The following is a 25,077-nucleotide window of genomic DNA, read 5'->3' on the forward strand; positions in this document are numbered from 1 at the left end:
GCCGTAGACGGCGATGCCGGATGTGGTCACGGAGATCTCCTCACGATAGTCGATGTTCGCTCAAACATTGTAATGGGACGACTGTCATAGGGAAAAATTATTCCCTACCCGAAAGGTGCGGATATATTGGTGGGAAGACCTCTCGGTGAAATCCGGGAACGGAATCGCACAGGATAATGAATCGCGCAGGGTGATTGACGGAAAGAAGGGGATGCGGCCGATGAAACGAGTGGTGGCGGGCATTGTGGCCCATGTGGATGCGGGCAAGACCACGCTGTCCGAGGCGTTGCTGTACCGGTCCGGGGAGATTCGCAAGCTCGGGCGCGTGGACCACGGAGACGCCTTCCTCGACACCAATTCGCTGGAAAAGGCACGCGGCATCACCATCTTCGCGCATCAGGCGCTCGTGGAACACGGCTCGCTGCGGCTGACGCTTCTGGACACGCCGGGGCATGTGGACTTCGCCGCCGAGACCGAGCGTGTGCTGCGCGTGCTCGACTATGCGATTCTGGTCGTCTCCGGAACCGATGGCGTGCAGGGGCATACGGAGACGCTATGGCGTCTGCTGGCCCGATACGGTGTGCCTACGTTCATTTTCGTCAACAAGTGCGACGCCTCCGGATTCGACGGAAAAGCCGTGCTCGGTCAGTTACGTAGCCGGCTGAGTGATGCGGTGTTTGCTCTGCCGGCGCCGGATGGAAAGGATTCGGGCGGCGGAATCGCACCTGTCGGACCCGATGCACTCGTGCCGTTGGGGGAGAGCGCCGAGGACATCGCCACATTGGACGAGCGGGCTATGGACGAATACCTCGAATCCGGGAGCCTGACCGTGGGCCGGATTCGCACGATGATCGCCGGGCGACGGCTGTTCCCGGTGTATTTCGGTTCGGCGCTCAAACTCGACGGCGTCGAGGAGTTTCTGGATGGGCTGGAATCCTACTCCGTCGAGCCGGATTGGCCGGAACCGTTCGCCGCGCGGGTGTTCAAGATCGCGCACGATGCCCAGCACAATCGTATGACTTGGCTTCGGGTGACCGGTGGCGTGCTGAAGGCCAAGGAGATGGTGGATGTCGGCGGGGAGGCCGAGAAGATCGATCAGGTCCGAGTCTATAACGGCGCGAAATTCGAGACCGTCACCGAAGTGCCGGCTGGCGCGGTGTGCGCGGTGACCGGTCTGACCCGGACCTTCCCCGGTGAGGGGTTGGGCGCCGAGCCGGATGCGGAGTCGCCCGCATTGCAGCCGGTACTGACCTATACGGTGCTGCCGGGAGGGACGTCCGGGGCGGAATCAGCCGGGACTGGGACTGCCGGTGTAATCGGTGCGGCCGGCACCTCACGTCCCTCGGGCGCCGCCGGGACGCCGGCCACATCCGACAGGACCGAAGCTTCGCATGACCAGGATGGGGCGGACACCGACGGTGGTTCGTCCGAAGACACCGCGACCGCGCCACGCCCACGATTCGATGACCTCACCCTCCACAAGGTGATGGCCGCGTTGCGCGAATTGGAGGACGAGGACCCGCTGCTCCATGTGGTATGGGTGGAGCGACTGGGCGAAATCCATGTGCAGCTCATGGGCGCGGTGCAGCTGGAGATCATCCAGCAGACGTTGCACGACCGATTCGGTCTGGAGGTGTCGTTCGGCCCAGGTTCGATCCTGTATCGCGAGACCATCGCGGCGCCCATCGAAGGCGTCGGACATTTCGAGCCATTGCGCCATTATGCCGAGGCGCATATCCTGCTGGAACCGGGGGAGCCCGGTAGCGGCATCACGGTGCGGTCGGCGCTGTCCGAGAATGAGCTCGACCGCAACTGGCAGCGGCTGATTCTCACCCATCTGACCGAGCGCGAGCATCTCGGCGTATTGATGGGCGCTCCGCTGACGGATATCTCGATGACTCTGGTGGCGGGTCGGGCCCATCTGAAGCACACCGAGGGCGGTGATTTCCGCCAAGCCACATACCGGGCCATCCGTCAGGGGCTGATGGAAGCGCGGGCGGGCGTTGTGGGCAGGCCGGCAGTCCCGGTCGAGCAACGTCCCGATACGTCAGGCGTCGGCAATTGCCGTCTGCTGGAGCCATGGTATCGGTTCCGTCTGGAGGTGCCGGCGGAGATGATCGGACGCGCCATGAGCGACGTGCAACGCATGAGCGGCACCTTCGACGCGCCGCTCATGGAGGGGGACTATGCGGTGATCGAAGGCACGGCACCGGTCTCCGAAATGCGCGACTACGCGATGGACGTCAACCAATACACGCACGGGCACGGCAGATTCTCGGCGACGTTCGGCGGGTACAGGCCATGCCACAACGAGGAGGAGGTGGTCAGGGCCGCCGCCTACGACGCCGAATCGGATCTGGACAACACACCTGATTCGGTCTTCTGCGCTCACGGCGCCGGCTATCCGGTCAAATGGTACAAGGTCCCCGAGTTCTCCCATGTGGAATATGCGGCTACCAGATTCGCGGGCGAATGAACCCGTTGGACTCCAGGAATCGCTGGATATCCCGCATTTCGGGCATGTTCATCGAATGCGCCATACCAGGGTAGACCTGTTCGGTCAGCGTGGCGTGCGCCCGCCAGAACTCACCCATGGCGTCGACATCCGCCTTCGGGAAGATGTCATCGATCGAACCATGACCGTAGAACACCGGCGGTTTGCGCGCGGCCAGTTCGGCATCACCGGGCAGCGAGCCGGGGGCGAGCCAGCCGGAGCATGAGACGGCGGCGGCATAGCGTTCCGGATTGACGCGCAGCAGATGCGCGGCCAGTAGACCGCCCTGCGAAAAGCCGAGCGAGACCACCGGGCGTGTGGCCGGAATGTTCGCCGTCACCCATTCGTCGATGGCGGTGGCGGCCTCCAGCGCCTGATCGGTGAGCGACTGCCCTTCCGGCACGCCCTCATGGGCCCATGTGCCGAACCATGTGTATCCCATGCCGTAGGCGATCGGCGCCTGCAGGCTCGCGTAGTCGGCCGAACCGGCACCACAGTAGTTCAGCAGGTCAGGCAGATCGTATTCGTTGGAACCCCAGCCATGCAGCAGCAGGAACACCGGGTCCTTATCCGTACCCTTCAGTCGGGTCAAAGCCTTGGTAACCTTCATGGCTCCCAGTCTAGTGTCTCGCACCAGAAGTTCGTTGATTGCATATTTCTGCGGGCTACCCTTGTCAGGACGTTGCTGTGAAGCCAAACAGTCCCGTTCCTATTGGCTCCCTCTGATGAGGGGGATGCTGGTGAAGTCTGATCACACGAAGTCTGGCCATGCGACGGCCCGCATGTAACACCCCATAAAAAACCCCTATAGCCACGCCGGTGACATCGCAGCCTCGGCGCGTTATCGTCGTAATCGTGCCGCGCGGGAACGATTCCCGCACGCAGTCTGCACGCGGGCTGCCGGTCGACGAAACGACGGCGGCGGCACGGATAACGCAAACAATGCGAATAACACCAACGGAACGCCGGAAACGGCGCCGCAAAGACACCAAAAAGGGGGTGCGCAATGACCAGGTTCAACACTCAGCTTGTCCACGGACTGCCGGTTGGAGACAACAACACCGGAGCCGTGAACCCGCCGATCTACAACTCAACGACATATGCCTTCGAGAGGGTCGATGCGATGCCCCGCTACGACTACGCCCGAAGCGGCAATCCCACCCGTGACTTCTTGGAGCGTCAGATCGCGCAGCTCGAGCAGGGCACGCGCGGATTCGCGTTCGCCTCCGGACTCGCCGCGATTCACGCGGTGCTGAGCATCTTCAAGCCCGGCGACCGCATCGTGGTGGGCGACAACATCTACGGCGGCTCCTATTCGCAGCTCAACGAGTTCTTCACCCGCTGGGGTCTCAAGGTGCAGTCCGTCGACACGCAAGATCTTGAGGCGCTGACCGCGGCCGTGCAGGGCGACCCCGAGCAGGGAATTGAACCCGCTCAGGCCGTCTACTTCGAGACCATCACCAACCCGCTGCTCAAAGTCAACGACGTGCGCGGCATCTCCACTGTGGCCCGCCGATTCGGAGCCCTCACCATCGTGGACAATACGTTCGTGACCCCGTACCTGCAGCAGCCGCTCTCCCTCGGTGCGGACGTGGTCATCCATTCCGCCACCAAGTATCTGGCCGGTCATTCCGACGTGAATGCCGGTCTGGTGGTCGCTTCCGGTGAGGATCTGGCCAATCGCATCTACTTCGCCCAGAACCGGTTGGGCGGCATACTGGCTCCGGCCGAGTGCGACGCGGTGCGTCGTGGCATCCAGACGCTGGCCCTGCGCATGGACCGTCAGCAGGAGAACGCGCTCGCTGTAGCCCGCTATCTGCTGGCTCACCCTCTGGTCAAGGCGGTGCATTACCCGGGCCTGCCGGGTGCCGGTGACCAGCGACTGTCCGCCAAGGGCTTGAAGGGTGCCGGCGGCGTGCTGAGCTTCGAGGTGGTGCCCGGTGTCGATCCGGCCGATGTGCTCAACAACCTGCATGTCTTCCGCCTGGCGGTTTCGCTGGGCGCGGTCGAATCCTTGGCTGAGTTGCCGTGCCGCATGACCCATTTCGAGTTGCCGCGCGAGGAGCGTCTCAAGGTCGGTATCACCGACGAGTTGGTTCGTCTGTCGCTCGGCATCGAAGACGCCGTGGACCTCATCGAGGATTTGGGGCAAGCCTTCGAAATCGCCTATGAGCGTTACATTGAACGTCATGCCGAGTCCGACGTGTTCAGCCAGCTGACTTCGGGGGTGTTCGCCTGATCTGATATTCGCTCGTCTATTTGCTTGTGTTACTGCTTCTTACTCCTTCCTACTCCTGGTGAAACCGGCGTCCATTTGTCAGGCGCCGGTTTCTCTATGGCCGAACATCGACGCCGATTCGTGCGATGTCCGGTACGGTAGGGGAGCGATGGCAGTTCGACAGATGCTGTGGACGAGCATGGACTGTGGTGCAGTGACAGGTCGAGCCGGACACAGGCAACACAACGTGATAAACGTGATATAAAGCGCGTGACCAACAACACGAACAAGGAGATATGACATGGCGATTGACGTATACGGAGCCACCTGGTGCGGCGACTGCAAGCGTGCGAAGGACGCCCTCAACGATTTCGGCGCCGCCTTCGTCTGGCACGACATCGAGCAGGAGGAGGGCGCGGCCGACCGTGCCGTGGCGATCAGCGGCCAGCAGCACATCCCGGTCGTGCAGTACGGCGACGGTAGTTTCCAGGTCGAGCCGTCCGCGCTTGACATCAAGAACAAGCTCAAGGAGCTGGGTCTGCTGAGCTGACGGCTCGTACTGCAACGGACGGCATAGGACCATATGACGGCGGGTGGCCGACGGGGAACGCATCACGTCCCCGTCGGCCACCCGCCGCTGTGCTGTCTGCAAATATGTGTTGCCTAGTGCCTATCGTTCCCCGAGCTTCGGTAATCCCGGAGCAGCGCGATGACGATGGAGGCGATGGCGCACAGGATGCCGCCGATTGGCCACGGAATCCAGAAGAACCGCCTGCCTGCTTGCCAGTCCATCGCAAGGCTGAGGAACAACACAATCAGGGCGATCACGGTGACGGCCAACATGATGATACCGTTCACCGCACCGGTCAGCTTGGCCGTGGAATCCTGTTCGCCGGCGGGTACTTTGCGATCGGCTTCGTTTCTGCTGTTGTACCGGTCGATGTTCAGCAGGCCGTATCGCATCCCGCCATAGACGAATCCGAAGATGCCGGCCGCGCACAACAGCAGCATGACGGCATTCGGCCATCCGGCATCGACCTCCATCACATCGCCCGCATACACCACGACGGCGATGCCGATGAGAATCGCGGCGACGCCCACCACGACGCTTATCGCCAGCGTACGCATCTCCCGTCGTCGGTCGTTCTCGGTATAGAAATCCTCCACATACGGGTGCGCCCGTTTGAACGCGGTGTGTGACATGCTGCCCGGGATGAGCAGCGCCAGACCGATGATTACGCCTACGCAGATGCACAGGAACGTCAAAAAGTCGTTGAGCGGGCTGACGCCGATGATCGAGTTCTCCTCATCGAACAGGTTGGCGACGCCCACCGACGCCACGATTACTGTGACCCCGGAGGCGATCAGCGTGGCGAACATGCGCCGGTGCGCATCATAGCCGGTCAAATCGCGGGGCAGGGCGGCGGGCGTCTTGACCGGCGATGCCGTACCGGCTGGGGAAGTGGCGGATGTGGTGAGAGGGGTGGCGGCAGGTGTGACGGCGGAGGCATTCGCCGGGATCTCGGCCGACGCCGGCGCGCCCGCCGATTGTCGGGCGTTCGCGAGACCGGATGCCGGGTGGCTCACATCCCCAAGCACCAAATCGTCGAGCGTGCAACCGAACAGGTCGCAGATCGCCAGCAGCTTGTCCATTTCGGGATAGGCTTTGTCCGATTCCCATTTCGAGATCGCCTGCCGCGAGACGCCGAGCAACATGGCCAGCTGCTCCTGTGTCATGTTGCGCTGCGAACGCAGGTATTGCAGATTGGTGCGAAAACTCATGGTGTTCCCCTTCTTCCCGTCCCGTGTGCCGGGTTCATCGTGCTAGACCCATCGTTGCGATCGCCGTATCCGGCAATGCATCCGATACGATGCCCTCACTATGGCATGGTACGGCCTGCCACGCCACCATCTTCAGGTTGCCACGCCCAAAAGCAACCCGAAAACCTCCCGCAACCGCATGCAACCACCGGTTGCATCCGCGTAATTCCAAGGATTATGGGGCTTCGCGGCACTCTGATGCATGAGGCGTTATCCGGCCGAGACGGAGTCTTTGAGCGAGCATGGCCCCTCTGATGAAGAGGTGTCGGTGAAAGGCTGTCGGCGGAGCCGACTGGGGGCGACAGCACGGTCATGCAGTCATTGATGATGCGGAGCGCTGATTCTTGCGGACCAGATATTCCGCAGGGGTGACGGCCTCCACCGGCGACAGGGCGAAGTCCTTGACATTGTTGGTGATGATGGCGTCAGCGTGTTCTTTCTCGGCGATGGCCACCACGAAGGAGTCTTCCGTATCTGTGAACCCATATGACAGTCCGCACAGGATTACGGTTTCGTCCAACGCCGCCACATGCGCGATATCCAGGCACAGTGGCAATAGTCCATCGACTGATGTGGAAAATGAGGATGACGGGGACGAACCCGTTCGAGGTTGTGTCAGCTGGTGGAAAAGTCTCCAGCACCGGCGTGCCCCGTTTGACGGAAGGCATCGGGGGGGGTACTAATGAGTTTGTGAGTAGGGGCTGATGTGGTTTGTGACGCCGCCTTGGTCGGACCATGGGGTTCGTATGTGCTCGATTGTGAGCGCTCACAGACTGGAAGAAGGATGTCGGATATGAATCCGAGGACAATCACACGTACTCTGGCGGCCATCGCCGCCACCGCCACCGCGCTGGCCGGCATGCTCGTGATCGGAGGGACGGCGCAGGCAGTGGACCCGGTGCCGACCTGCACGGCCAAGCCGGATGGTACGACCATCACCCTTACCGCGGAGAATGCCGATCAGTTCAGGGTCGATGGCAATACGCTGCGTGCGTATAAGCTTGTCAAGCTTGCGGACTACAAGACTAACGCGGACGGCACGTACGCCGGTCTGGAGACTCGTCTGAACGACTGGACCAGCCCGGTGCTCGGCGAGGCGGACAATGACTCGGACAACGATCTGCAGGGTCTGACCAAGTGGTACATCGCCGCATGGGCCTTGAAGCAGAATGCCGACACGTTCGGCAAGGGATTCGAATACAATCAGGGCTTCGATCATGAGGATCCGATGCAGTGGGTGTCCGAGCATCTGTTGAGCGACCCGGTCAACGGGCTCAGCGAGGTGCGTCATTTCGTTGACGCCATCGACTCGCAGGTCAAGTTCGACCCCGACAAGACGGGTGAGAACACGGTCACCATCCCCGAGTACGTCGCCAGGGCGGATGCGAAGATCAACGACCCCCATCCGCAGACGGGAGGCCTGGTTAACGAGATCGGTCCGACCAAGACCTTGGAGTTCAGCGTGGACAAGCCCGGCATGTATCTGGTGTATGACACCAGTGGCACGAGGACGGTCAACGGCGTCAAGTACCAGGCCAGCCCGACCATCCTCATCGGCACGAAGCTCTCCCAGCCCACGGACGGTTCCTGCACTCCGATTTCCAATGCGGACGGTGTCGTGAACGTCAAGAGCGGCAGCGAGAAGGTGCCGACCGGCTCCTTCCAGTTCACCAAGACCGGTAGGGACGGCAAGTCTTTGGCCGGCGCCAAGTTCGTCATCGCACAGAAGCAGCAAGACGGCTCTTACAAGTTCGGCACTCTGGAGGGTACCGCGTGGACGTTCGGCAAGGACAAGGCCACCGACCCGGGCGTGACCCGCGTGACGTCGGATGACAACGGCATCGTCAAGTTCGACAACCTGCCCATCGGCACGTTCGACTACCGGATCGTGGAGGTCCTCGCACCGTCCGGCTACCAGAACATTGGCGTCACGTTCGACGTGACCATCACCGTGGCAGAAGACGGCACCACCACGTACGAAGCCGCCCCCGGCACCGAGTTCGCAAAGTACGTGACCGGTACGAGCGAGGATCAGGATCCGGCGTTCGAGGCCGACGTGAAGGTGGAGAACATCCCGAACAAGCCGTCCCTGCCTTTGACCGGCGGCACGGGCGTGGCCCTGTTCGTGGTGGTTGCGGTGTTGTTGGCCGGTGGTGCGGGTGTGACGTTTGTGCGGTCGCGTGCGGTGAAGCGGGATCTGCGCTGAGGATTGAACCCCTCATCGGGTGAATATGATTGGCACCGCGCGCCGTCGGGATGTGATTCGTCCCGGCGGCGCGCACGCCCGTATCCGTGGAAGGAAACATGGGGAAGATGACCGGAATGGGTTCGAGGATCGCCGCCATGACAGCGGCTGCCGCGGTGCTGCTAGCCGGCGGTGTGGTGCCGGTCGCGTACGCTGACGAGCCGGCGTCGGCACCCGCAGCGGATGCGTCAGTCTGTCAGGCGGGTGATTGGGATGCGTTGAAGGCGTGCATCGACGAGAAGACCGGTGCTGTGACAGTGAACCTGACGGCGATGATTGTGGTGCCGGGTGACGCTACTATTGGATATGAGGCTCCGGTGATCGCTACGGGGGCGGATATCACTCTCGCTGCTGTGGTGAACGGTGCGGGCCTTACTGGTCTGGCGTCTGGTGGTACGCAGGTGAAGCGCGGCGGATCCGTATTCTATGTGGCACCCGGTGGTTCGCTGACCATTGCGTCGGGAACCTACTCGAATATCCACACCACGGATGGTGGGGCGTTGGTCAATAACACGGGCGTACTGAACATCACCGGCGGTACGTTCGATTCGAACTCCACCGAGGGTAACGGTGGTGTCATCCTTCAGAATTCCGGTTCGACCATGATTTCCGGCGGCACGTTCCGGAACAACGTCGCGTCCCCGAAAGGCTGTTCGGAGGCGACGGCCGCGACCGTGTGCCTCAACTCTAAGGGTGGTGGTGGTGTCATCCATTCGATTGGCACATTGGTCGTCAGCGGTGGCGAGTTCGATCACAACGGTGCCACCCATTCCCACTTCAACTCGGGTGGCGGTGCCATCTGGGCGCAGGGCTCGCTCACCATCCGTAACGGCCGTGACGGGAGCATACCCAAGTTCACGAACAACTGGGCCACAGTGGCCGACCCGACGGGTCGCAACTTTGCTGAAGATGGTATTCTCCGGGGTGGCGCGGGTGGTGCCGTGTTCCTCAACGGTACAGAAAAGTCGCCATCTTCGGCGACTATCACGGGTGGCGAGTACACGGGTAATGTGTCCGGTTATCTAGGTGGTGCGATTTACACGGAGGAGTTCACGACCACGTATGTGGGCAAGGCGGTTGCCGAACAGAACAATGCCGGTCATTTCGGAGGTGGCCTGTGGTTCTGCCCGTCCGGCAACTCGGCCGCGTCCAAGGGGGGTAACATCGCCCTGTTCGACAACACCGTGAATCCCGATTACGATGCCAACTCCGAAAACAAGGGGACGATTCCCGACGACAGTGGGGCGGACAGGACGTACGCCGGCTCGGATTTGGCGATCATGAACCCGGATTTCAAGAACACGAATTACCACAAGAATTACGTCAACCAGTTCCAGTTGCTGGATACTTGGTTCACCGACCGAGCCAACCCGGCGGTTGAATGGACGTGGGACGGGACGCCCTTGAAGGAATCGTCCGGCTACTACGACTCCTGGCTGCCGTACCTGTCCAGCAGGCAAAATATCAGGGCCGTCCTCGCCTCCAGCAAGACTCATTCGGACGTCGAGGTCAGGAAGCCCGCCACACTGACCATCGCCCAGAACGGAAGCGGCCCTGACACGATCACCACCGGACTGGCCCTTAAGGCCAACGTCAAGGGCGACACGGATGCGGCCAAGAACGAGACGATTCGGCAGGAGGCGCGTGACCGCGCGCAGCTTACGTTCAAGGGCAACAGCGCGCGTCTTTCGGGCGGCGCGTTCGGATCCAACGGCGTGGTCGTGTTCGACTCCCCGTATTCGATGGAATGGAACAAGATCGGCACCGACACGACGAAGCCGGTGGCTACTGCCTCCACATGGCTGCTGACTGCCACCAGTCTGACCAAGCGTGAGGACGGCAAGTTCGACGAGACCACCGGCCTGACCCCGTACTTCGATATGGATATGCGACCTTCCGACTGCCAGGCGGACGATACCAAGGCCGACTGCTGGGGACACGACAACCCCGAAACCACGGACCCCGAGAACGACCCGAACAAGTGGTATGTGCGGATCAAGGACAACGATTCGCACGACAACAATCTGGCGATGGGGTCCATGAGTCTGGATAACCTCGCGCCCGGCACATACACGTTGGAGGAGACGGAGGCACCGTCCGGATACAACCTGTCAGGTACGATATACACCTTCACTATCATCGCCACCACGCCGGGCAAGCTGCCCACGATCCCGGAGTTGCACGTCTTCAAGGACGATGGGACGGCCGGCGACGTGGTCGATGGGTCTAATGTGCCGAACAGTCCGAAGAGCGGCGAACTTGACTGGGAGAAGACCGACTCCGAAAACGCGGGAACCCCCCTCGGCGATTCCGAATGGAAGATCCTAGACGCGGACGACAAACCCGTGAAGGGCTACGGGAACATCCAGGACTGCACTGTCCAAGGCTGTGACGGAAAGAAGGATATGAACCCCACGTCGGGCAAGTTCTCCGTCAAGCTCGACAGCACGTTCACGAACGGTACCTACAAGCTCGTTGAGACCAAGGCTCCGGAAGGCTACCTGCAGCCGACAGGCAATGCAGCCGAGCATACGTTCACCGTCACGTCCGGCACGGACGGTCTGGAGGTCAAGTGGGGCGATGGCCAGTCCGCGAACATCCCGAACACCGCAACCGAGGTGAGGTGGACGAAGGTCGGCTCCGATGCCACCAATACACCACTTGCCGGCAGCACGTGGAAGCTGACCCGAACCAAGGACGACGGCTCGGACGAGACTGTGTATGACAAGATCACTGACTGCGCTCCCGACAAGGACGGCAAGGAAACGGCCTGCAGGGGTCACGACCTCGATCCGGACGCCGGTGCTTTCAGGTTGAAGGCCCTCAAGGCTGGTTCGTACACGCTGACCGAGACGGCCGCCCCCGACGGGTACATGCAGTCCACCGCATCGTACACGTTCACTATTTCGACCGACAAGGAAGAGACCGTGATCATCAGCGGTGCGAACGATGAAAACAAGATCGTCAACGCGAAGATTCTGACGGCGCTGCCTCTGACGGGTGGCCGGTCGGCGTTGTATTGGTCTGTGACGGGTGGTGTGCTGGCGATTCTGGCCGGTGGCGTGGCCGTGGTGGCGGACCGGTTGCGGAGGCGAGCGGGTGTCCGCTGACGACAGGCACAATATCGCCGCGGGCGCAGCCGCTTCCGGCGGCGGTGTCCCGGCTGGTTCCGGTCGTCCTATCGGGGCGGTCGGGCGCCGGTTCACGCCCGAGCAGACTGCGTATCTGAATGCGTTGCCTGCGGTGGCGACCTGTGACGGGCGGCGCATCGTGTATACGGACGGGTTCCGTGAACGGTGCATGGCGCGGTATGCGGCGGGTGAGCTGCCGACCGATTTGTTCCGTGAGGCCGGGCTCGACCCGGAGCTGATCGGCGCGAAGCGGATTGGTCGCGCGTTCGCCCGATGGCGCAAGGCGGCCGGCGTGCCCGCCCGGGCCGCGGGTCGCCCCGTCGCGCACGGGGAGCCGAAAAGGTCGGACGGTGAGGCCGACCTGCCGTCCGTTGATCCGCGTGACGCGGTCATCTCGGCCCAGGCCCGGCTGATTGACGCGCTCACCGCTCAGGTCGCCGAATTGGAACAACGGCTCGCGCGTGCGGAGCGACGGTAGGGGTAAGCTGACGGGCACGGCTCTGGACATGATTGGAGGAATCCATCGCGTCCAGAGCCGTTTTCGTTGTCTCACGAGGTCAGGGTCCCATACGGATTATGCGTGCAGTGTAATCAGGCGAGGGACCGGATAGATTCGGGCGGTTGCATCGTGGAGTTTGGACGTTGGCGAAGTTGCACGTAATCAGCCTGTTCATCCCACTCTCCTTCCCATCTCGAGTATGCCCATAATCGCATCAATAACGCCCACATAACCCACGTTTATAGGACGGCATGGCGAATCGTGATATCGGCACGACGTTTCGGCGGGCTGCTGCTTGCTAAGTTCGGATGCATATGTTGTCGTGCGCCGAGGGTGTGGAATGCATCATGGCGTGGAAACGGAAAGATGGTGGTGGGTCATATGGGTTCCAGCAATGCGGATTTCGACAAGGCGGGTTCCGGTTCGACGGGTTCCGGTTCGGCGGGATTTGATGCGACGGGTGCCGGCACGGTGAATTCCGCAGACGATTCCGTGTGTGCGACCGGTGCTGCAGCCGAGTCTGCACCCGGTGCCGTGACCGGCGCGTTCGCGACGCGGGCCATCCATGCGGGCTATGATCCCCTCGACCACGGCTACGCGGCCGTGCCACCCATCTACGCCTCGGCGGCCTTCGATCTGGGCGATGCGGTGCGTGGCGACGCGCTGGCCGCGGGCAACCTCGATGGCTTCGAATACTCGCGCGTGGCCAATCCCACGGTTGACGCGTTGGAGAAGCGACTGGCCGCGCTCGAAGGCGGCATCGGCGCGGTGGCGGTCGGCTCCGGCATGGCGGCCGTCAGTTATGCGCTCATGTGCGCGGGGGAGGGCGGCGGTCGCATCATAGCCCCCAGCGACCTCTACGGCGCCAGCGTGGACGCGCTCGGCGACTTCTTGCCGCAGTTCGGCATCCACACCGATTTCGTGAAGGACATCAACGATCTCAACGAGGTCGAGTCGAAAATAGGCCCCGACACCCGCGCGATCTTCGCCGAAACCGTGTCCAACCCGTCCACCGAGATCCTGGACATCGAGCCGCTCGCAGCGCTCGCCCATAGGCACGGCGTCGCACTCATCGTGGACAACACCGTACCCACGCCGTACCTGCTCAATCCCATCAGGTTCGGCGCGGACATCGTCGTCCACTCCACCACCAAGGGCATCACCGGCCATGGCAACGCCATCGGCGGCGCGGTGATTGACGGCGGCCATTTCGACTGGGCCAACGGCCGATTCCCGCAGTTCACCGCGCGTCAACAGGTCATCAGCGACGACCGGGCAGGCGAATGGCACAGTTTCGCGGAGAAGTTCGGCAACGCCGCGTTCATCAAGCGCATTCGCATCAAGTACCTGCGCACGTTCGGCGCGGTGGCCAGCCCGTTCAACGCCTACCTGTCCCTTGTGGGATTGGAGACGCTGCCGCAGCGCGTCAGCCAGCAGGTCGCCTCCGCGCATCGCATCGCCGAACATCTGACCCACGCCGCGCATGTGATCAAAGTCAACTATTCCGGTCTCGGCTACACACCGCAATACGATCTGGTGCCGAAGTACTTCCCGCGCGGCGTGGGACAGATCCTCTCCTTCCTGGTGGACGGCAGCGCCGACAACGTGCGCCGTATCATCGACGGGACACGGCTGTTCTCGTACGTGCCGAACATCGGCGACGCGCGATCGCTGATCGTCGACCCCGCGCACATCACCCATCGTGAGGTGCCGGCGGACGCCCGGATCGCGGCCGGTGTGAGCGACAACCTCATCCGTCTATCCATCGGGCTGGAGGACGCGGACGACCTCATCGCCGACCTCGATCAGGCCATCGCGGGCGCGTACCGAGCCTGACCTGCCGACGTCCGTCACCATATTCCGCCATCCGTGTTCCCGCGCGTTCGTGCCATGGGTCCGCGCAGTGTGTCCATGCTATGCGTCCGTGTTCGCAAGCATGCGCCCGATGAGGAGACGCCACCGAATAACCCTCCATAGACAACGCGTATAGCAACGCCGGGCCGGGACTGGCAGCCCTTGGCTAAGGTGGAAATCGACCGGTGGAAGGGAAACGATTCGCAACGATTTGCCACTGCGGGTTCGCCGCGGCGCCGCTACTGCGGATTCGCTGCTGGAGAACAGTCGCGGAACCGGTTCTCGGGGTGCCGGTAAGGTCGCTACGTCCGACATGGGCGGGCGCTCTTTCCTATGGCATCCATATGGCATATGGCGCATATGACTCAGACGACGATACGAGAGGAAACCGATGATCGAGATCAGAGGCGTGAGCAAAAGCTTCGGCGACACCAAGGTGTTGGACGGGCTCGATCTCGACATCCCGCGTCGCAACGTGGTCACGGTGATTGGACCGTCCGGTTCCGGCAAATCCACCTTGCTGCGCATCCTGGATTTCCTCGAGCGCGCGGACGCCGGCACCGTGGACTTCGGCGATGGTCCGGTCGACCTGACCACCACCAGATCGTCGGACATCCGCAAGGTGCGCTCCCGCATCGGATTCGTGTTCCAGAACTACAACCTGTTCCTCAACAAAACCGCGTTGCAGAACGTGGCGGAACCGCTGATCTACGCCAAGGGGGTCAAGCCTGCCGCAGCCCGCAAGGTCGCCGCCAAACAGCTTGACCGCGTTGGACTCGCGGATTTCGCCGACCGATACCCGAGCACCCTGTCCGGCGGACAGCAGCAGCGTGTGGGCATCGCCCGCGCTGTGGCCCTGAGCCCCGAACTGCTCGTGCTTGACGAGCCCACCTCGGCGCTGGACCCGGAGATGGTGACCGGCGTGCTGGAGGTCATCAAGCAGCTCGGGCGCGACGGCATGACCATGCTCATGGTCACCCACGAGATGCGGTTCGCCTACGAGGCGTCGAATCGTGTGGTGTTCATCGAGGGCGGCCACATCATCGAACAGGGCGACCCGAAGCAGATCTTCGAGCATCCGCGGCAGGACCGCACACGGGAGTTCCTGTCCTCGACCAACAACGTGCTCATGATTCCGGCGGGCGACGCACCACGCTGAACCTGATGCGGCTGTTATGCGGCCCCGACGCAATCCTGATGGGGCTCGCCAACAATCCGCCGAAATCATCGAGTGAACAATAAACCAGAGATAAATGACATATTCAAGAGAGGGGTTTGTCATGTCCAACAATCTATCCAAGTCGCGCGGCGTGCTGCGCAAGGCCGTGGCCCTGCTGTCCGGTGTGGCCGTGCTGTTCTCGCTGGCCGCCTGCGGTTCTGCCAACGCCGGTGAGTCTAGCGATGCCAAGTCCGATGCGTCCTCCAGCGCCAGCGCATTGGAGCAGGTCAAGTCCGCAGGCAAGATCGTGTTCGCCACCGAAGGCACCTACGCGCCGTTCAGCTACCATGATTCCAAGACCAACGAGCTGACCGGATACGACGTGGAAGTGGCCAAGGCCATCGCCAAGGAGGTGGGTGTCAAGGCCGAATTCGCCGAAGGCAGCTTCGATTCGCTGCTCGCCGGCGTGGACGCCAAGAAATACGACACGGTCGCCGACCAGATCAGCGCCACCGACGAGCGCAAGGCCAAGTACGACTTCACCGAACCGTACACCTACTCCTACGGCGTGGTCGTGACCACCAAGGACAACCCGAAGGGCGTCAAGTCGTTCGACGACGTCAAGGGTCTGCAGGCCGCCGAGACCGGTACCTCCAACTGGAACAAAACCGCCCAGGAGAAGGGCGCCACCATTGTGCAGGTCAATGACTTCGGCCAGGCCGTGGAGGCCCTGCAGTCCGGCCGCGCGGACGTGACGCTTAACGACGGCCTCGCCGTGCTCGACTACCTCAAGCAGAAGCCGGACGCGAACATCAAGATCGCCGCCAAGTCCGAGAAGACCCCGGCCGCGCAGCTGCCGTTCCGCAAGGGCAGTGACGATCTGGTCAAGGCCGTCAACGACGCCATCGCCAAGCTGCAGCAGGACGGCACGCTCACCAAGATCTCCGAAAAGTACTTCGGCGAGGACTTCTCGCAGGAGTGATTTTCGGCGTCCCGGACGGGCGGTCCGGCGGTCCGGCGGTTTGCCGTGGAGACGACGACCATCGATGGATGGTCGCTCGCGAACCATTGGCGGCCGCCGGACCGCCGCCGCACTGTTGTCCGCCCATCGCGGCGCATCGGCAGCGTGATATACATCAGTCATCAGTCATCAGCACATCGGCCATAAGCCATAAGGGATAAAGGACGGGTACATGGACGCGCGAGTATGGGGAATCGTCACGGATTCCTTCACCAAGCTACTCATTCCGGGCTTGACGGTGACCATACCGTTGACCCTGATCTCCTTCACCTTCGGTCTGGTGCTGGCGATTGTGGTGGCGCTCATCCGGGTGGCCAAGGTGCCGGTGGCCTCGCAGATCGCATGGTTCTACGTATGGGTGTTCCGCGGCACGCCATTGCTGGTGCAGCTGTTCGTCATCTTCTTCGGCCTGCCGTCGGTGGGCATCACGATTCCGGCTCTCCCGTCCGCCGTGATCGCGTTCTCGCTCAACGTGGGCGCCTACGCCTCCGAAACATTGCGCGGCGCGATTCTGGCGGTGCCCAAGGGGCAGCTCGAGGCAGGTCTCGCGGCCAACATGCCGTACGTGACCATCATGCGGCGCATCATTCTGCCACAGGCGTTCCGATCGGCGTTCCCGGCACTGTTCAATTCGTTCATCGCGCTGGTCAAGGACACGTCACTGGCCGCGAACATCACCGTGGTGGAGATGTTCATGTCCGCCCAGCGCATTGTGGCCATCTACTACGAACCGTTGGTGCTGTACATCGAGGTAGGCCTGATCTACCTGTTCTTCTGCACGGTGCTCACCTGGTTGCAGAACTATTGCGAGAAGCGCCTCAACGCGCATTTCTAGCGGAATTTCGGTGCGCGTAGCTTCCGTCTCGCCGCGCACTGGTAGCATGGATACCGTAAGGACACGGCACAAGGAAGGCCGTGCTTGGCCCTTGGGAAGGGGGCTTTCGATGGCATCCATAGCAGCCATGTTCGGAGGGACCATGATATTGCTTATTATTCTGCTGGTCGTCATCTTCCTGTTGCTGTGTGCGGCGTTTTTCGTCGTGCCGCAGCAGCAGGCGTACATCATAGAGCGATTCGGCAAATTCCAGAAGGTGCAGTTCGCGGGCATCCACATGCGCATTCCGCTCGTGGATCGTATCGCCATGAAGACCAACATGCGCGTCAACCAGCTCAACGTGCAGTTGGAGACCAAGACGCTCGACAACGTGTTCGTCACCGTGGTGGCCTCCACGCAGTTCCGCGTGAACCCGGAGAACGTGGCCACCGCCTACTACGAGCTGCGCGATCCGGCTGGACAGCTGCGTAGCTACATGGAGGACGCGCTGCGCTCCGCCATCCCCGCCCTGACACTGGATGACGCCTTCGCCCGCAAGGACGACGTGGCCTCCGACGTGCAGAAGACCGTGGGCAATGAGATGAGCCGGTTCGGCTTCACCGTGGTCAAGACGCTGATCACCGCAATCGATCCCTCGCCGCAGGTCAAGAACGCGATGGACTCCATCAACGCCGCGCAGCGTGAGAAAGAGGCCACCCGCCAGCGCGCCGAGGCCCAGCGCATCCAGATCGAGACGCAGGCCGCCGCCGAGGCCGAGAAGACCCGTCTGCAGGGTGAAGGCCAGGCCAACTACCGCCGTGAGATCGCCAACGGTATCGTGGACCAGATCAAGAGTCTGCAGGCGGTGGGCATGAGCATCAACGACGTGAACAACGTGGTGCTGTTCAACCAGTACCTTGACGTGATGCGCTCGCTGTCCGAGTCCGGCAACGCCAAGACCGTGGTGCTGCCCGCCTCCACGCCCGGCGGCTATCAGGACCTGTACGAGCAGGTCACCAAGGCCATGCTCACCGCATCCGATGTGAAGTGACGGAGCGACTGTAGACGCCCGGTCACTGGGATGATGAACGTGATCGGGCGTCAATTGGTCGTTGGTGCTTGCTAGCGGTTACCGCCCCAGGAACTTCGGAATCGCCTCGGCTGCGGCGTAGCCCTTGCGGTACATCATCTCGAGGCCCTCGAAGTTCTTCTTGAGGGTGTTGAGGCCGTACAACTCCTCGGGGGCGAGGATGAGCACGCGTCCCTCGGCCTCGTACTGCTTTGCGAGCTCGATTTCGTCGTTGTAGGTCCTGTAGCGCTCGCGAAGCCGTTCGGCCGCCGCCGGATACGTGCGCTCCAAAATACGCGCGGGGGCCAGATCCTTGCGCTGCTGGCGGACCTCGTCGCGCAAACGGGACAGAATCAGGATCACACGTTCATACCCGTCGTCCAGCGCCTTCTGCACCGGGACCGGGTCGGCGATGCCGCCGTCGAAATACGGCACACCGTCCACGACGTACGGTTCGCAGGCCACCGGCACCGCGGACGACGCCTTGACGATGTCGAAATCGTCGTACCGGATACGGGACTTGTCGAAGTACTTGGCTGAGCCGTCCTCCGCATTGCAGGCAACCACCGTGAACCCGGTGGGATTGGCCTCGAATGCCTCAAAATCCACCGGATACTCGCCGTCATGGTTGCTCAGCGTTCCATAGATGTAGTCCAGATTGGCGAAGTTGTGGTTCTTGAAGAAGCTTTCCGCGCTCGCATACTCCTTGCGGAAGGCGTACTTGGTGTAGAACGTGTGGTTGCGGCCATGCTGGCGGGCGATGAACGAGGTCATGTTGGCCGCGCCGGCGGAGACGCCGTAGCACATGTCCACGTCGATGCCGTCCTCCAGCATGCGATCCATCACGCCGCAGCCGAAAATTGCGCGGAATCCGCCGCCGACGTCAATCATCGCGGACTTTGCTGTCATGACTACCCCCTGTTCAATCCGATAGGGCAGAGCTTACGCGCTCCGACCGGACAAGGCACTGGACAATGCACCCCATGATGTAGGGATTTTCCCACCGTGTAGGGAAACCCCCACGGTGTAGTAACGAAAAACGGCTTAATTCCGCCATTCTTCATTTTTGCATCCCTACATGGTGGGAAATTCCCTACACGGTGGGACGTGACGGGGGGAGATGTTGTGGGACGGGACGCAGTGCGGGAGGCAGCGGAGAAATGTGTGCGCGCTCAGGGCACGCACCACATACAGCAGGACTATTCCCCGGACACGGAGCCAGGGCACATTGGAGAAGCCGTGTGCTTCCATTCAGGGACATTAGGGGTGTTACCTCAGGCCTGTTGAACCAACTTTGACATACAGGGTGAGGGTGAGTCGGTTGGGTTGATTTCAATCAACCCAACCGACATCCGAACTGATTCATCTCGGTCAATTCCGGCTTAACAGGGCTGTACGCTATCGGTCGAGCAAATCGCGCGACAGCTCGGCTATACGCGCCGACGGGTCGGAGTTGGAGAGCTCCACGCTGCCGACGGCGTCTTCCGGCGCCAGCTTGCCCAGGGATTCGAGCACCACGCCGAGGTGACGCACCGTGCCTTCGTTGCCGTCGATGATCGCGGCGCGTTCGGGGAGCAGCTCGCGGAAATAGTCACGGTAGAACACGAAATGCGTGCAGCCGAGCACCACCGAATCGATGCGGTCGAGGTCGTATTGGTCGAAATACCCGTGCAGGGTGCGCATCACCAGATCATGGTTGTCGAGCCGGCCGGACTCCACGATCTCCACCAAATCGGGGCACGGCTCCTTGTAGATCTCATTGTCCGAGTCGAACCGGTCCATCAGCTTGGCGAATTTGCGCTCGCGCAACGTCAACGGCGTGGCCGCCACAATCACGCGCTGCGGGATATGATGCGGGTCGGACGGCACGTCCCCCCGGTCGCAGGCGATTTTCAGCGCCGGCTCCATGCCGATGATCGGGATGTCATACCGCTCACGCAGGTCGTTCACCGCAGCCGATGTGGCCGTGTTGCAGGCAATGACCACGGCCTTGACGCCCTGTTTCACAAAGTGTTCCATGATGTCGAAGCTCAGCGCGCGCACCTGCTCCGGCGTCTTGGTGCCGTACGGCGCGTTGGCGGAATCGCCGAAATACAGCACATGCTCGCCCGGCATGTCCTTCACCATCTGACGAACCACCGAAATGCCGCCGAGACCTGAATCGAACACGCCGATCGGCGATGTTGAGCTCATGTCTGATTCCTCCTGTTGTTGACGCCGCAGTGTCGGTTACCAGAGTACTCTGTAAGCCATGAGTCTTCCGCAACAAGTGACCAAGGTGCACGCCACCGGCAATGATTTCGTGGTGTATCTCGACCGTTCGGGTGAATTCGAGCCCACGCCAGATGAGATTCGATTCCTGTGCGACCGGCATTTCGGCATCGGCGGCGACGGGCTGATTCGCCTGACCGCTCCCGAGCATGTCTCCGATCTGAGCCGCGAACAGGTGGCCGTCATGCACGCCGATGGGGCGCAATGGTTCATGGACTATCGAAACGCCGACGGCTCCTTGGCGGAGATGTGCGGCAACGGCACGCGCGCAATCACCCTGTTCGCCCAGCACGAGGGCGTCGCCGACTCGACCGAACCGTTCCGGCTTGGCACGCGCGCCGGAGTCAAGGTGCTTACGCCGCGGGGCAATATGAAGCCGTATGGCGCCAACGTGTTCCAAGTGGAGATGGGGGCGTGGCACATCGGCGAGGAGGATGCCTACGAGGTCACCATCCCGGGCACGCCGGGCTCCGCACGGGGCACGTTCGTGGATATGGGCAATCCGCATGTGGTGGCGGTGATCGAGGATGCCTTCGCCACGCTGCCGGTGGTCGAGGATCTGGACCTCGTCACCAAGCCCGTGGTCTCCCCGGTGATCGAGTCGGACCAGAACGTGGAGTTTGTGCGCATCGACGACATCGACCAGAACGCCGGCGTGGGCGAGGCGACGATGCGCGTCAACGAACGCGGCTGCGGCGAGACGCTGTCGTGCGGCACGGGTCTGTGCGCCACCGGCGTGGTGCTGCGCGTCAAGACCGGCATCGACCATTGGGACATCACCGTGCGCGGAGGCACGCTGCGCGTCGATGTCAGTGCCGATGACGTGCGGCTGACCGGTTCGGCCACGCTGGTCGGCGAGGTGACGCTGCTATAGGCTGCCGGTCCGGCCGAATCGGGGATTGTTATCGCTGTTCTTGCGGTCTCGCTGCTGCGGGGCCGCATTTTGATCCTCCCGATTGAGGCCTGTACAGCCGTGCGTCATTGCTAGTGGTCTGTCTCGCAATTGTTTGAGTAGTGCCGGTCCTCTCGGAGAGGGGCTGTCAGCGAAGCTGACTGGGGGAGAGGCAGAAGCTGAACCTCTCAATTATTCTAGAGACAGACCACTGGTATCCCGCGCCAAAATTCGTTGACTATATTTTGGCTCTGTTAAACCAACTTTGACACACAAGGTGGGCCATATAGGTTGATTTCCTAGGAAAATCAACCCACTCTGAACCCAGATTGGGTAGCATATGTCAATTCTGGTTTAACAGAGCCCATATTTTTAGCTCCCCTTGTTAGGGGAGCTGGCCCGCGAAGCGGTCTAAGGGGTAGTGAATCAATAAACGAATTCATGGCGCAGGATACTCAGTTATATCCGCGTGTGGGGCCGTCTCAGGCAGGAGCTGCTCAGGCGGAGGCCGCCTCAGGCAGGAGCCGGACCGGCGATCCTCAGGCGAACAGCGCGGCGCCTTCAGTGGCGATGATGAGCACTACGATGGCCACGATCCACAGCACATCAATCATGAGGTCGATGCCGAGACGGTAGTACTTCGACAATCCAACCGGAATCTTGCCGTCCTTGCCGGACGGCAGCCCCTGAACGGCGACGGTGGCGTGGCTGAGCGCCATGAATTGGATGGTGGTCGAGAACATGAGCGTCAGGCACCACGGGCACAGCGCGTGGATCACGAACAGCGACTGGGTGCTCAGCCAGTACGAGTAGGCCAGCGCGGCGAGACCGCCCAGCCATGTGCAGGCGGCGAACCAGCGCGGCACACGCACACGGGCCAATCCAATCACCGCGATGGTGACGAACACGCTTTCGGCGGCGATGCCGAAGAAGGCGTTCGGATAGGACAGTCCGCCGAACTTCACGATTTCCGCCTGCCAGGACTGCGCGACGGTGGAGCAGGAGATTACGGCGTTCACATCGCAGCCGAGCGAAGCCCCGGGGTTGCGGGCCAATTGCAGCGTCTCCGCGGAGAGGATGAACGACGTGCCCAACGCCACGAGCGAGGCGATCAGCGCGATGAGATACGTCCATGTGGCGGAATGACGCCAGCCGGTGAATCGCGGCGCGTCGAGCAGGATATCGGATTGCGACTCGCTGAAACCGGTATTGGCGGACTGGACGTCGCCGGCGTTTTCGGTGTCGTCAACGGTGTCGGTGGAAGCGGATGTGATGCGTGTTGTGCTCGTCATGGTGTCCCCCTGCAGTGTTGCGTGGCCTTGTCCTGGAGTCGATACGCCTCGTGCCTGCCGTTGGTGCCGATTATTCCACGTCGTTGGTGTCACGATGGGGAAGCGGCATGCCGGTAGGGCGTGAGCGCATCCTGCCAGCTCCGTGGGGACGGGCCTCGGTGTGCTGGGCTCCAGCCTAGCGTCTGCGCTTGTCATGTGCGGCGGATTGCTTCATATGATTCGCTATCCGCCGAAGGCGAAGGCGACGGGCGGCAAGCCGGCATCGGCCCCGCGTACGGAAAAGGCGGCAAAACGGGTTACGATGGAGAGTATGACTGGATACGTGATGCCTGCAATGCCGCCTGCGACCGGGTGGGATATCCACTGCCACACCGTGTTCTCCGACGGTACGGAAACGCCGACCACGCTTGCCGAGCAGTCGAAGGCGCTGAGGCTGTGCGGCGTCGCCATCTCCGATCATGACACCACCGCCGGCTGGGGTGAAGCCGAGGCGGCGGCGCGACAGGTCGGGCTGCCGTTGCTGCGTGGCACCGAGATCACCGCCACCGACGAAGATCTGTCCGTGCATATGCTCGGCTATCAGTACGACCCGGCCAATGCGCACATCGTGAATCTGTTCGAAACCACACGCGCCGCACGGCTCAGGCGCACGCAGCGCATGGTCGAGCTGTTGTCCCGTGATTACCCGATTACCTGGCAGTCCGTCCTCGATCAGGTCAAGGAAGGCGGCAAGACCACCATTGGAAGGCCGCATATCGCAGACGCGCTGGTGAGCGCCGGCGTCTATGAGAACCGTTCGCAGGCGTTCGCTGATGCGGTCAACTCGGCGTCCAAGTACTACATCCCCACGCCCTCGCCCACCACGCATGAGGTGGTGGCGGCGGTCAAGGAGGCCGGGGGTGTGGTCATCATCGCCCACGCCGGTGATTTGAGCCGCAACCCCCGCCTGATGACGGACACCCAGATCGAGGCGTTGGCTGATGAGGGGTTGGATGGTCTGGAGGTATGGCATCGCGGCAATCCGCCCGAACAGCGCGAACGGCTGCTTGACATCTGCCGTAGACGCCATCTGCTGGTCACCGGCGGGTCCGATTGGCATGGCAAGGGCAAGCCGAACCGGCTGGGGGAGAACCTCACCGACGAGGCCACCGTCGCCGAAATCGTGCGTAGGGGTGTGCTGCCACTGTACCGATGATGGCGACGCGATGCGTCGGGTTATGCCAGATGGCGCGCGTCGGATTATGTTGGCCGATGCTGGTTGGTGCTGGTTGGCACCGCCGCCGAACCGGCATTGCTGGGTTTGACGGCACCTGTTTGGCGACGTTAAACAGATATCATCAACCGATGTTTCAATCGATGGTATTGAACCGGCATCGTTGAACCGGTATTGCATATCAGATAACCGTCGGTTTTCGAATCACTGTCGGATTTCGACGTTTACCTGTCGGATTTCGAAGTTTGACTGACGGTTCTCGACGCTTGACTGTCGGTTCTCGTACACCACATGTATGAAATCCGACAGTCAAGCGTAGAAACCCGACAGTCAAGCGATGGGGTCCGACAGTTAGATGTCGAAATCCATCAGGCAAACGTCGAGAACCGACACATAAATAGTTGGGGAAGGTCTGCGGGGGCCAAGACAGGGGTTTGGGGTGCAAGCCAGGGGTTTGGGTCCGCGATAGGGGCCCAAGATAAGGGCTCAAGACGATCAGAGGGCGCCGAAACCGACGGCGTGCTTGGTCTCCGAGCCGATGATGGCGTAGCCGAGGGCCTTGGCGGGCACGATGATGCGGCGACCCTTGTCGTCGGTCAGGTCGATGGAGGCGCCGGTCTCCACGGCCTGCGCGATGACTGCGCTCACCTTGTCCGCGGAATCCTCGGTGCTGAAGTTCACCGGTCGTGCCACGTTCTGAATGCCCAGTTCGATATCCATGAATACTCCTCGTTGGTCCGGTCCGTTTTCGGCCGGTGATGTGATGTGCCGGTTGCGGCGGTGCCGTCATGCGAGGTGACGCATGACGGTGGTCATGTGGCCGTGTGACCATATGACCACCGCAATCGGCTATGTTCGGTTGGTCTGTTATCGATTATGTCCCATTGCGTCGTCCGTCGAGAGCGGCGGCGCGATGGTTATGCGCTCGGCGTGGAATCCGCCGCAGAATCCGTTGTGGACTCCTTGGCGCCTTCCGATGCGTTCGGCGCAGGGAAGGCGGACACATCGGCACCATCGGCGGTTGCCGTGCCTTCGTTCGCGGAGCTGCTGTCCTGACTGTCGCTGTGACCGGTTGCCTGATTGG

The 25,077-nt window shown here is 61.9% G+C and carries 20 protein-coding genes; 13 read left to right on the forward strand and 7 right to left on the reverse strand.

Annotated elements, in window-relative coordinates:
* Positions 1 to 220: 220 nt before the first annotated feature.
* Complete coding sequence (locus tag BMYO_RS06885; RefSeq protein WP_094667836.1) at positions 221 to 2,476, forward strand: GTP-binding protein; 2,256 nt, start codon at positions 221 to 223, stop codon at positions 2,474 to 2,476.
* On the opposite strand, the gene BMYO_RS06890 is transcribed toward BMYO_RS06885, so the two are convergent.
* Positions 2,454 to 3,104 carry an alpha/beta hydrolase gene (locus BMYO_RS06890; protein WP_094667762.1) on the reverse strand — a complete coding sequence of 217 codons (651 nt, stop codon included), beginning with the start codon at positions 3,102 to 3,104 and terminating at the stop codon, positions 2,454 to 2,456. The genes BMYO_RS06885 and BMYO_RS06890 overlap by 23 nt on opposite strands.
* Before the next feature lie 396 nt (positions 3,105 to 3,500).
* On the opposite strand from BMYO_RS06890, the gene BMYO_RS06895 reads away from it, so the two are divergent.
* Positions 3,501 to 4,733: a trans-sulfuration enzyme family protein gene (locus tag BMYO_RS06895; protein WP_094667763.1), complete on the forward strand. Its 1,233-nt coding sequence runs from the start codon at positions 3,501 to 3,503 to the stop codon at positions 4,731 to 4,733.
* Positions 4,734 to 5,013: 280 nt separating this feature from the next.
* On the forward strand, positions 5,014 to 5,262 hold the full coding sequence (locus BMYO_RS06900) for a mycoredoxin (protein WP_094667764.1): 249 nt from the start codon (positions 5,014 to 5,016) through the stop codon (positions 5,260 to 5,262).
* A 113-nt stretch (positions 5,263 to 5,375) separates the two neighbouring features.
* Here the strand turns inward: BMYO_RS06900 and BMYO_RS06905 are convergent, their stop codons facing one another.
* Together BMYO_RS06905 and BMYO_RS06910 are read right to left on the reverse strand one after the other, a co-directional pair.
* Positions 5,376 to 6,494: a helix-turn-helix transcriptional regulator gene (locus BMYO_RS06905; RefSeq protein WP_094667765.1), complete on the reverse strand. Its 1,119-nt coding sequence runs from the start codon at positions 6,492 to 6,494 to the stop codon at positions 5,376 to 5,378.
* A 349-nt stretch (positions 6,495 to 6,843) separates the two neighbouring features.
* Positions 6,844 to 7,089: a hypothetical protein gene (locus BMYO_RS06910; protein WP_223851943.1), complete on the reverse strand. Its 246-nt coding sequence runs from the start codon at positions 7,087 to 7,089 to the stop codon at positions 6,844 to 6,846.
* A 237-nt stretch (positions 7,090 to 7,326) separates the two neighbouring features.
* On the opposite strand from BMYO_RS06910, the gene BMYO_RS06915 reads away from it, so the two are divergent.
* From BMYO_RS06915 to BMYO_RS06950, 8 genes are all read left to right on the forward strand, one after another.
* Positions 7,327 to 8,739, forward strand: a complete 1,413-nt coding sequence (locus tag BMYO_RS06915; RefSeq protein WP_094667766.1) for a prealbumin-like fold domain-containing protein — start codon at positions 7,327 to 7,329, stop codon at positions 8,737 to 8,739.
* A gap of 98 nt (positions 8,740 to 8,837) precedes the next feature.
* Positions 8,838 to 11,888, forward strand: a complete 3,051-nt coding sequence (locus tag BMYO_RS06920; RefSeq protein ID WP_143249137.1) for a SpaA isopeptide-forming pilin-related protein — start codon at positions 8,838 to 8,840, stop codon at positions 11,886 to 11,888.
* Positions 11,889 to 12,021: 133 nt separating this feature from the next.
* The gene (locus BMYO_RS06925; RefSeq protein WP_143249138.1) at positions 12,022 to 12,387 is read left to right on the forward strand and encodes a hypothetical protein; all 366 of its coding nucleotides are present in this window, start codon (positions 12,022 to 12,024) and stop codon (positions 12,385 to 12,387) included.
* A gap of 402 nt (positions 12,388 to 12,789) precedes the next feature.
* The gene (locus tag BMYO_RS06930; protein ID WP_094667837.1) at positions 12,790 to 14,244 is read left to right on the forward strand and encodes an O-acetylhomoserine aminocarboxypropyltransferase/cysteine synthase family protein; all 1,455 of its coding nucleotides are present in this window, start codon (positions 12,790 to 12,792) and stop codon (positions 14,242 to 14,244) included.
* 409 nt (positions 14,245 to 14,653) lie between these two features.
* On the forward strand, positions 14,654 to 15,421 hold the full coding sequence (locus BMYO_RS06935) for an amino acid ABC transporter ATP-binding protein (protein ID WP_094667769.1): 768 nt from the start codon (positions 14,654 to 14,656) through the stop codon (positions 15,419 to 15,421).
* Positions 15,422 to 15,542: 121 nt separating this feature from the next.
* Positions 15,543 to 16,403, forward strand: a complete 861-nt coding sequence (locus tag BMYO_RS06940; RefSeq protein WP_094667770.1) for a transporter substrate-binding domain-containing protein — start codon at positions 15,543 to 15,545, stop codon at positions 16,401 to 16,403.
* Between the two features lie 211 nt (positions 16,404 to 16,614).
* Positions 16,615 to 17,277 (forward strand): amino acid ABC transporter permease, encoded by a 663-nt coding sequence (locus tag BMYO_RS06945; protein ID WP_094667771.1) that lies wholly within the window; start codon positions 16,615 to 16,617, stop codon positions 17,275 to 17,277.
* Between the two features lie 142 nt (positions 17,278 to 17,419).
* On the forward strand, positions 17,420 to 18,307 hold the full coding sequence (locus BMYO_RS06950; protein ID WP_420807299.1) for an SPFH domain-containing protein: 888 nt from the start codon (positions 17,420 to 17,422) through the stop codon (positions 18,305 to 18,307).
* A gap of 78 nt (positions 18,308 to 18,385) precedes the next feature.
* Here BMYO_RS06950 and BMYO_RS06955 read toward each other — a convergent pair whose 3' ends face one another.
* Both BMYO_RS06955 and murI read right to left on the reverse strand, forming a co-directional pair.
* Positions 18,386 to 19,234 (reverse strand): patatin family protein, encoded by an 849-nt coding sequence (locus tag BMYO_RS06955; RefSeq protein ID WP_169834086.1) that lies wholly within the window; start codon positions 19,232 to 19,234, stop codon positions 18,386 to 18,388.
* A 489-nt stretch (positions 19,235 to 19,723) separates the two neighbouring features.
* Complete coding sequence (gene murI, locus BMYO_RS06960) at positions 19,724 to 20,518, reverse strand: glutamate racemase (protein WP_094667773.1); 795 nt, start codon at positions 20,516 to 20,518, stop codon at positions 19,724 to 19,726.
* A gap of 58 nt (positions 20,519 to 20,576) precedes the next feature.
* Between murI and dapF the strand changes: the two genes are divergently transcribed.
* Positions 20,577 to 21,470 carry a diaminopimelate epimerase gene (dapF, locus tag BMYO_RS06965; RefSeq protein WP_094667774.1) on the forward strand — a complete coding sequence of 298 codons (894 nt, stop codon included), beginning with the start codon at positions 20,577 to 20,579 and terminating at the stop codon, positions 21,468 to 21,470.
* Positions 21,471 to 22,027: 557 nt separating this feature from the next.
* Here dapF and BMYO_RS06970 read toward each other — a convergent pair.
* The gene (locus BMYO_RS06970) at positions 22,028 to 22,669 is read right to left on the reverse strand and encodes a vitamin K epoxide reductase family protein (RefSeq protein WP_233428205.1); all 642 of its coding nucleotides are present in this window, start codon (positions 22,667 to 22,669) and stop codon (positions 22,028 to 22,030) included.
* 412 nt (positions 22,670 to 23,081) lie between these two features.
* Between BMYO_RS06970 and BMYO_RS06975 the strand changes: the two genes are divergently transcribed.
* Entirely contained in the window at positions 23,082 to 23,975 is an 894-nt protein-coding gene (locus tag BMYO_RS06975; protein ID WP_094667839.1) for a PHP domain-containing protein, read from the forward strand.
* A 513-nt stretch (positions 23,976 to 24,488) separates the two neighbouring features.
* On the opposite strand, the gene BMYO_RS06980 is transcribed toward BMYO_RS06975, so the two are convergent.
* Positions 24,489 to 24,713 (reverse strand): DUF3107 domain-containing protein, encoded by a 225-nt coding sequence (locus tag BMYO_RS06980; protein ID WP_094667776.1) that lies wholly within the window; start codon positions 24,711 to 24,713, stop codon positions 24,489 to 24,491.
* Positions 24,714 to 25,077: the final 364 nt, after the last annotated feature.

This window comes from Bifidobacterium myosotis (genome assembly GCF_002259745.1).
GTDB classification, from domain to species: domain Bacteria; phylum Actinomycetota; class Actinomycetes; order Actinomycetales; family Bifidobacteriaceae; genus Bifidobacterium; species Bifidobacterium myosotis.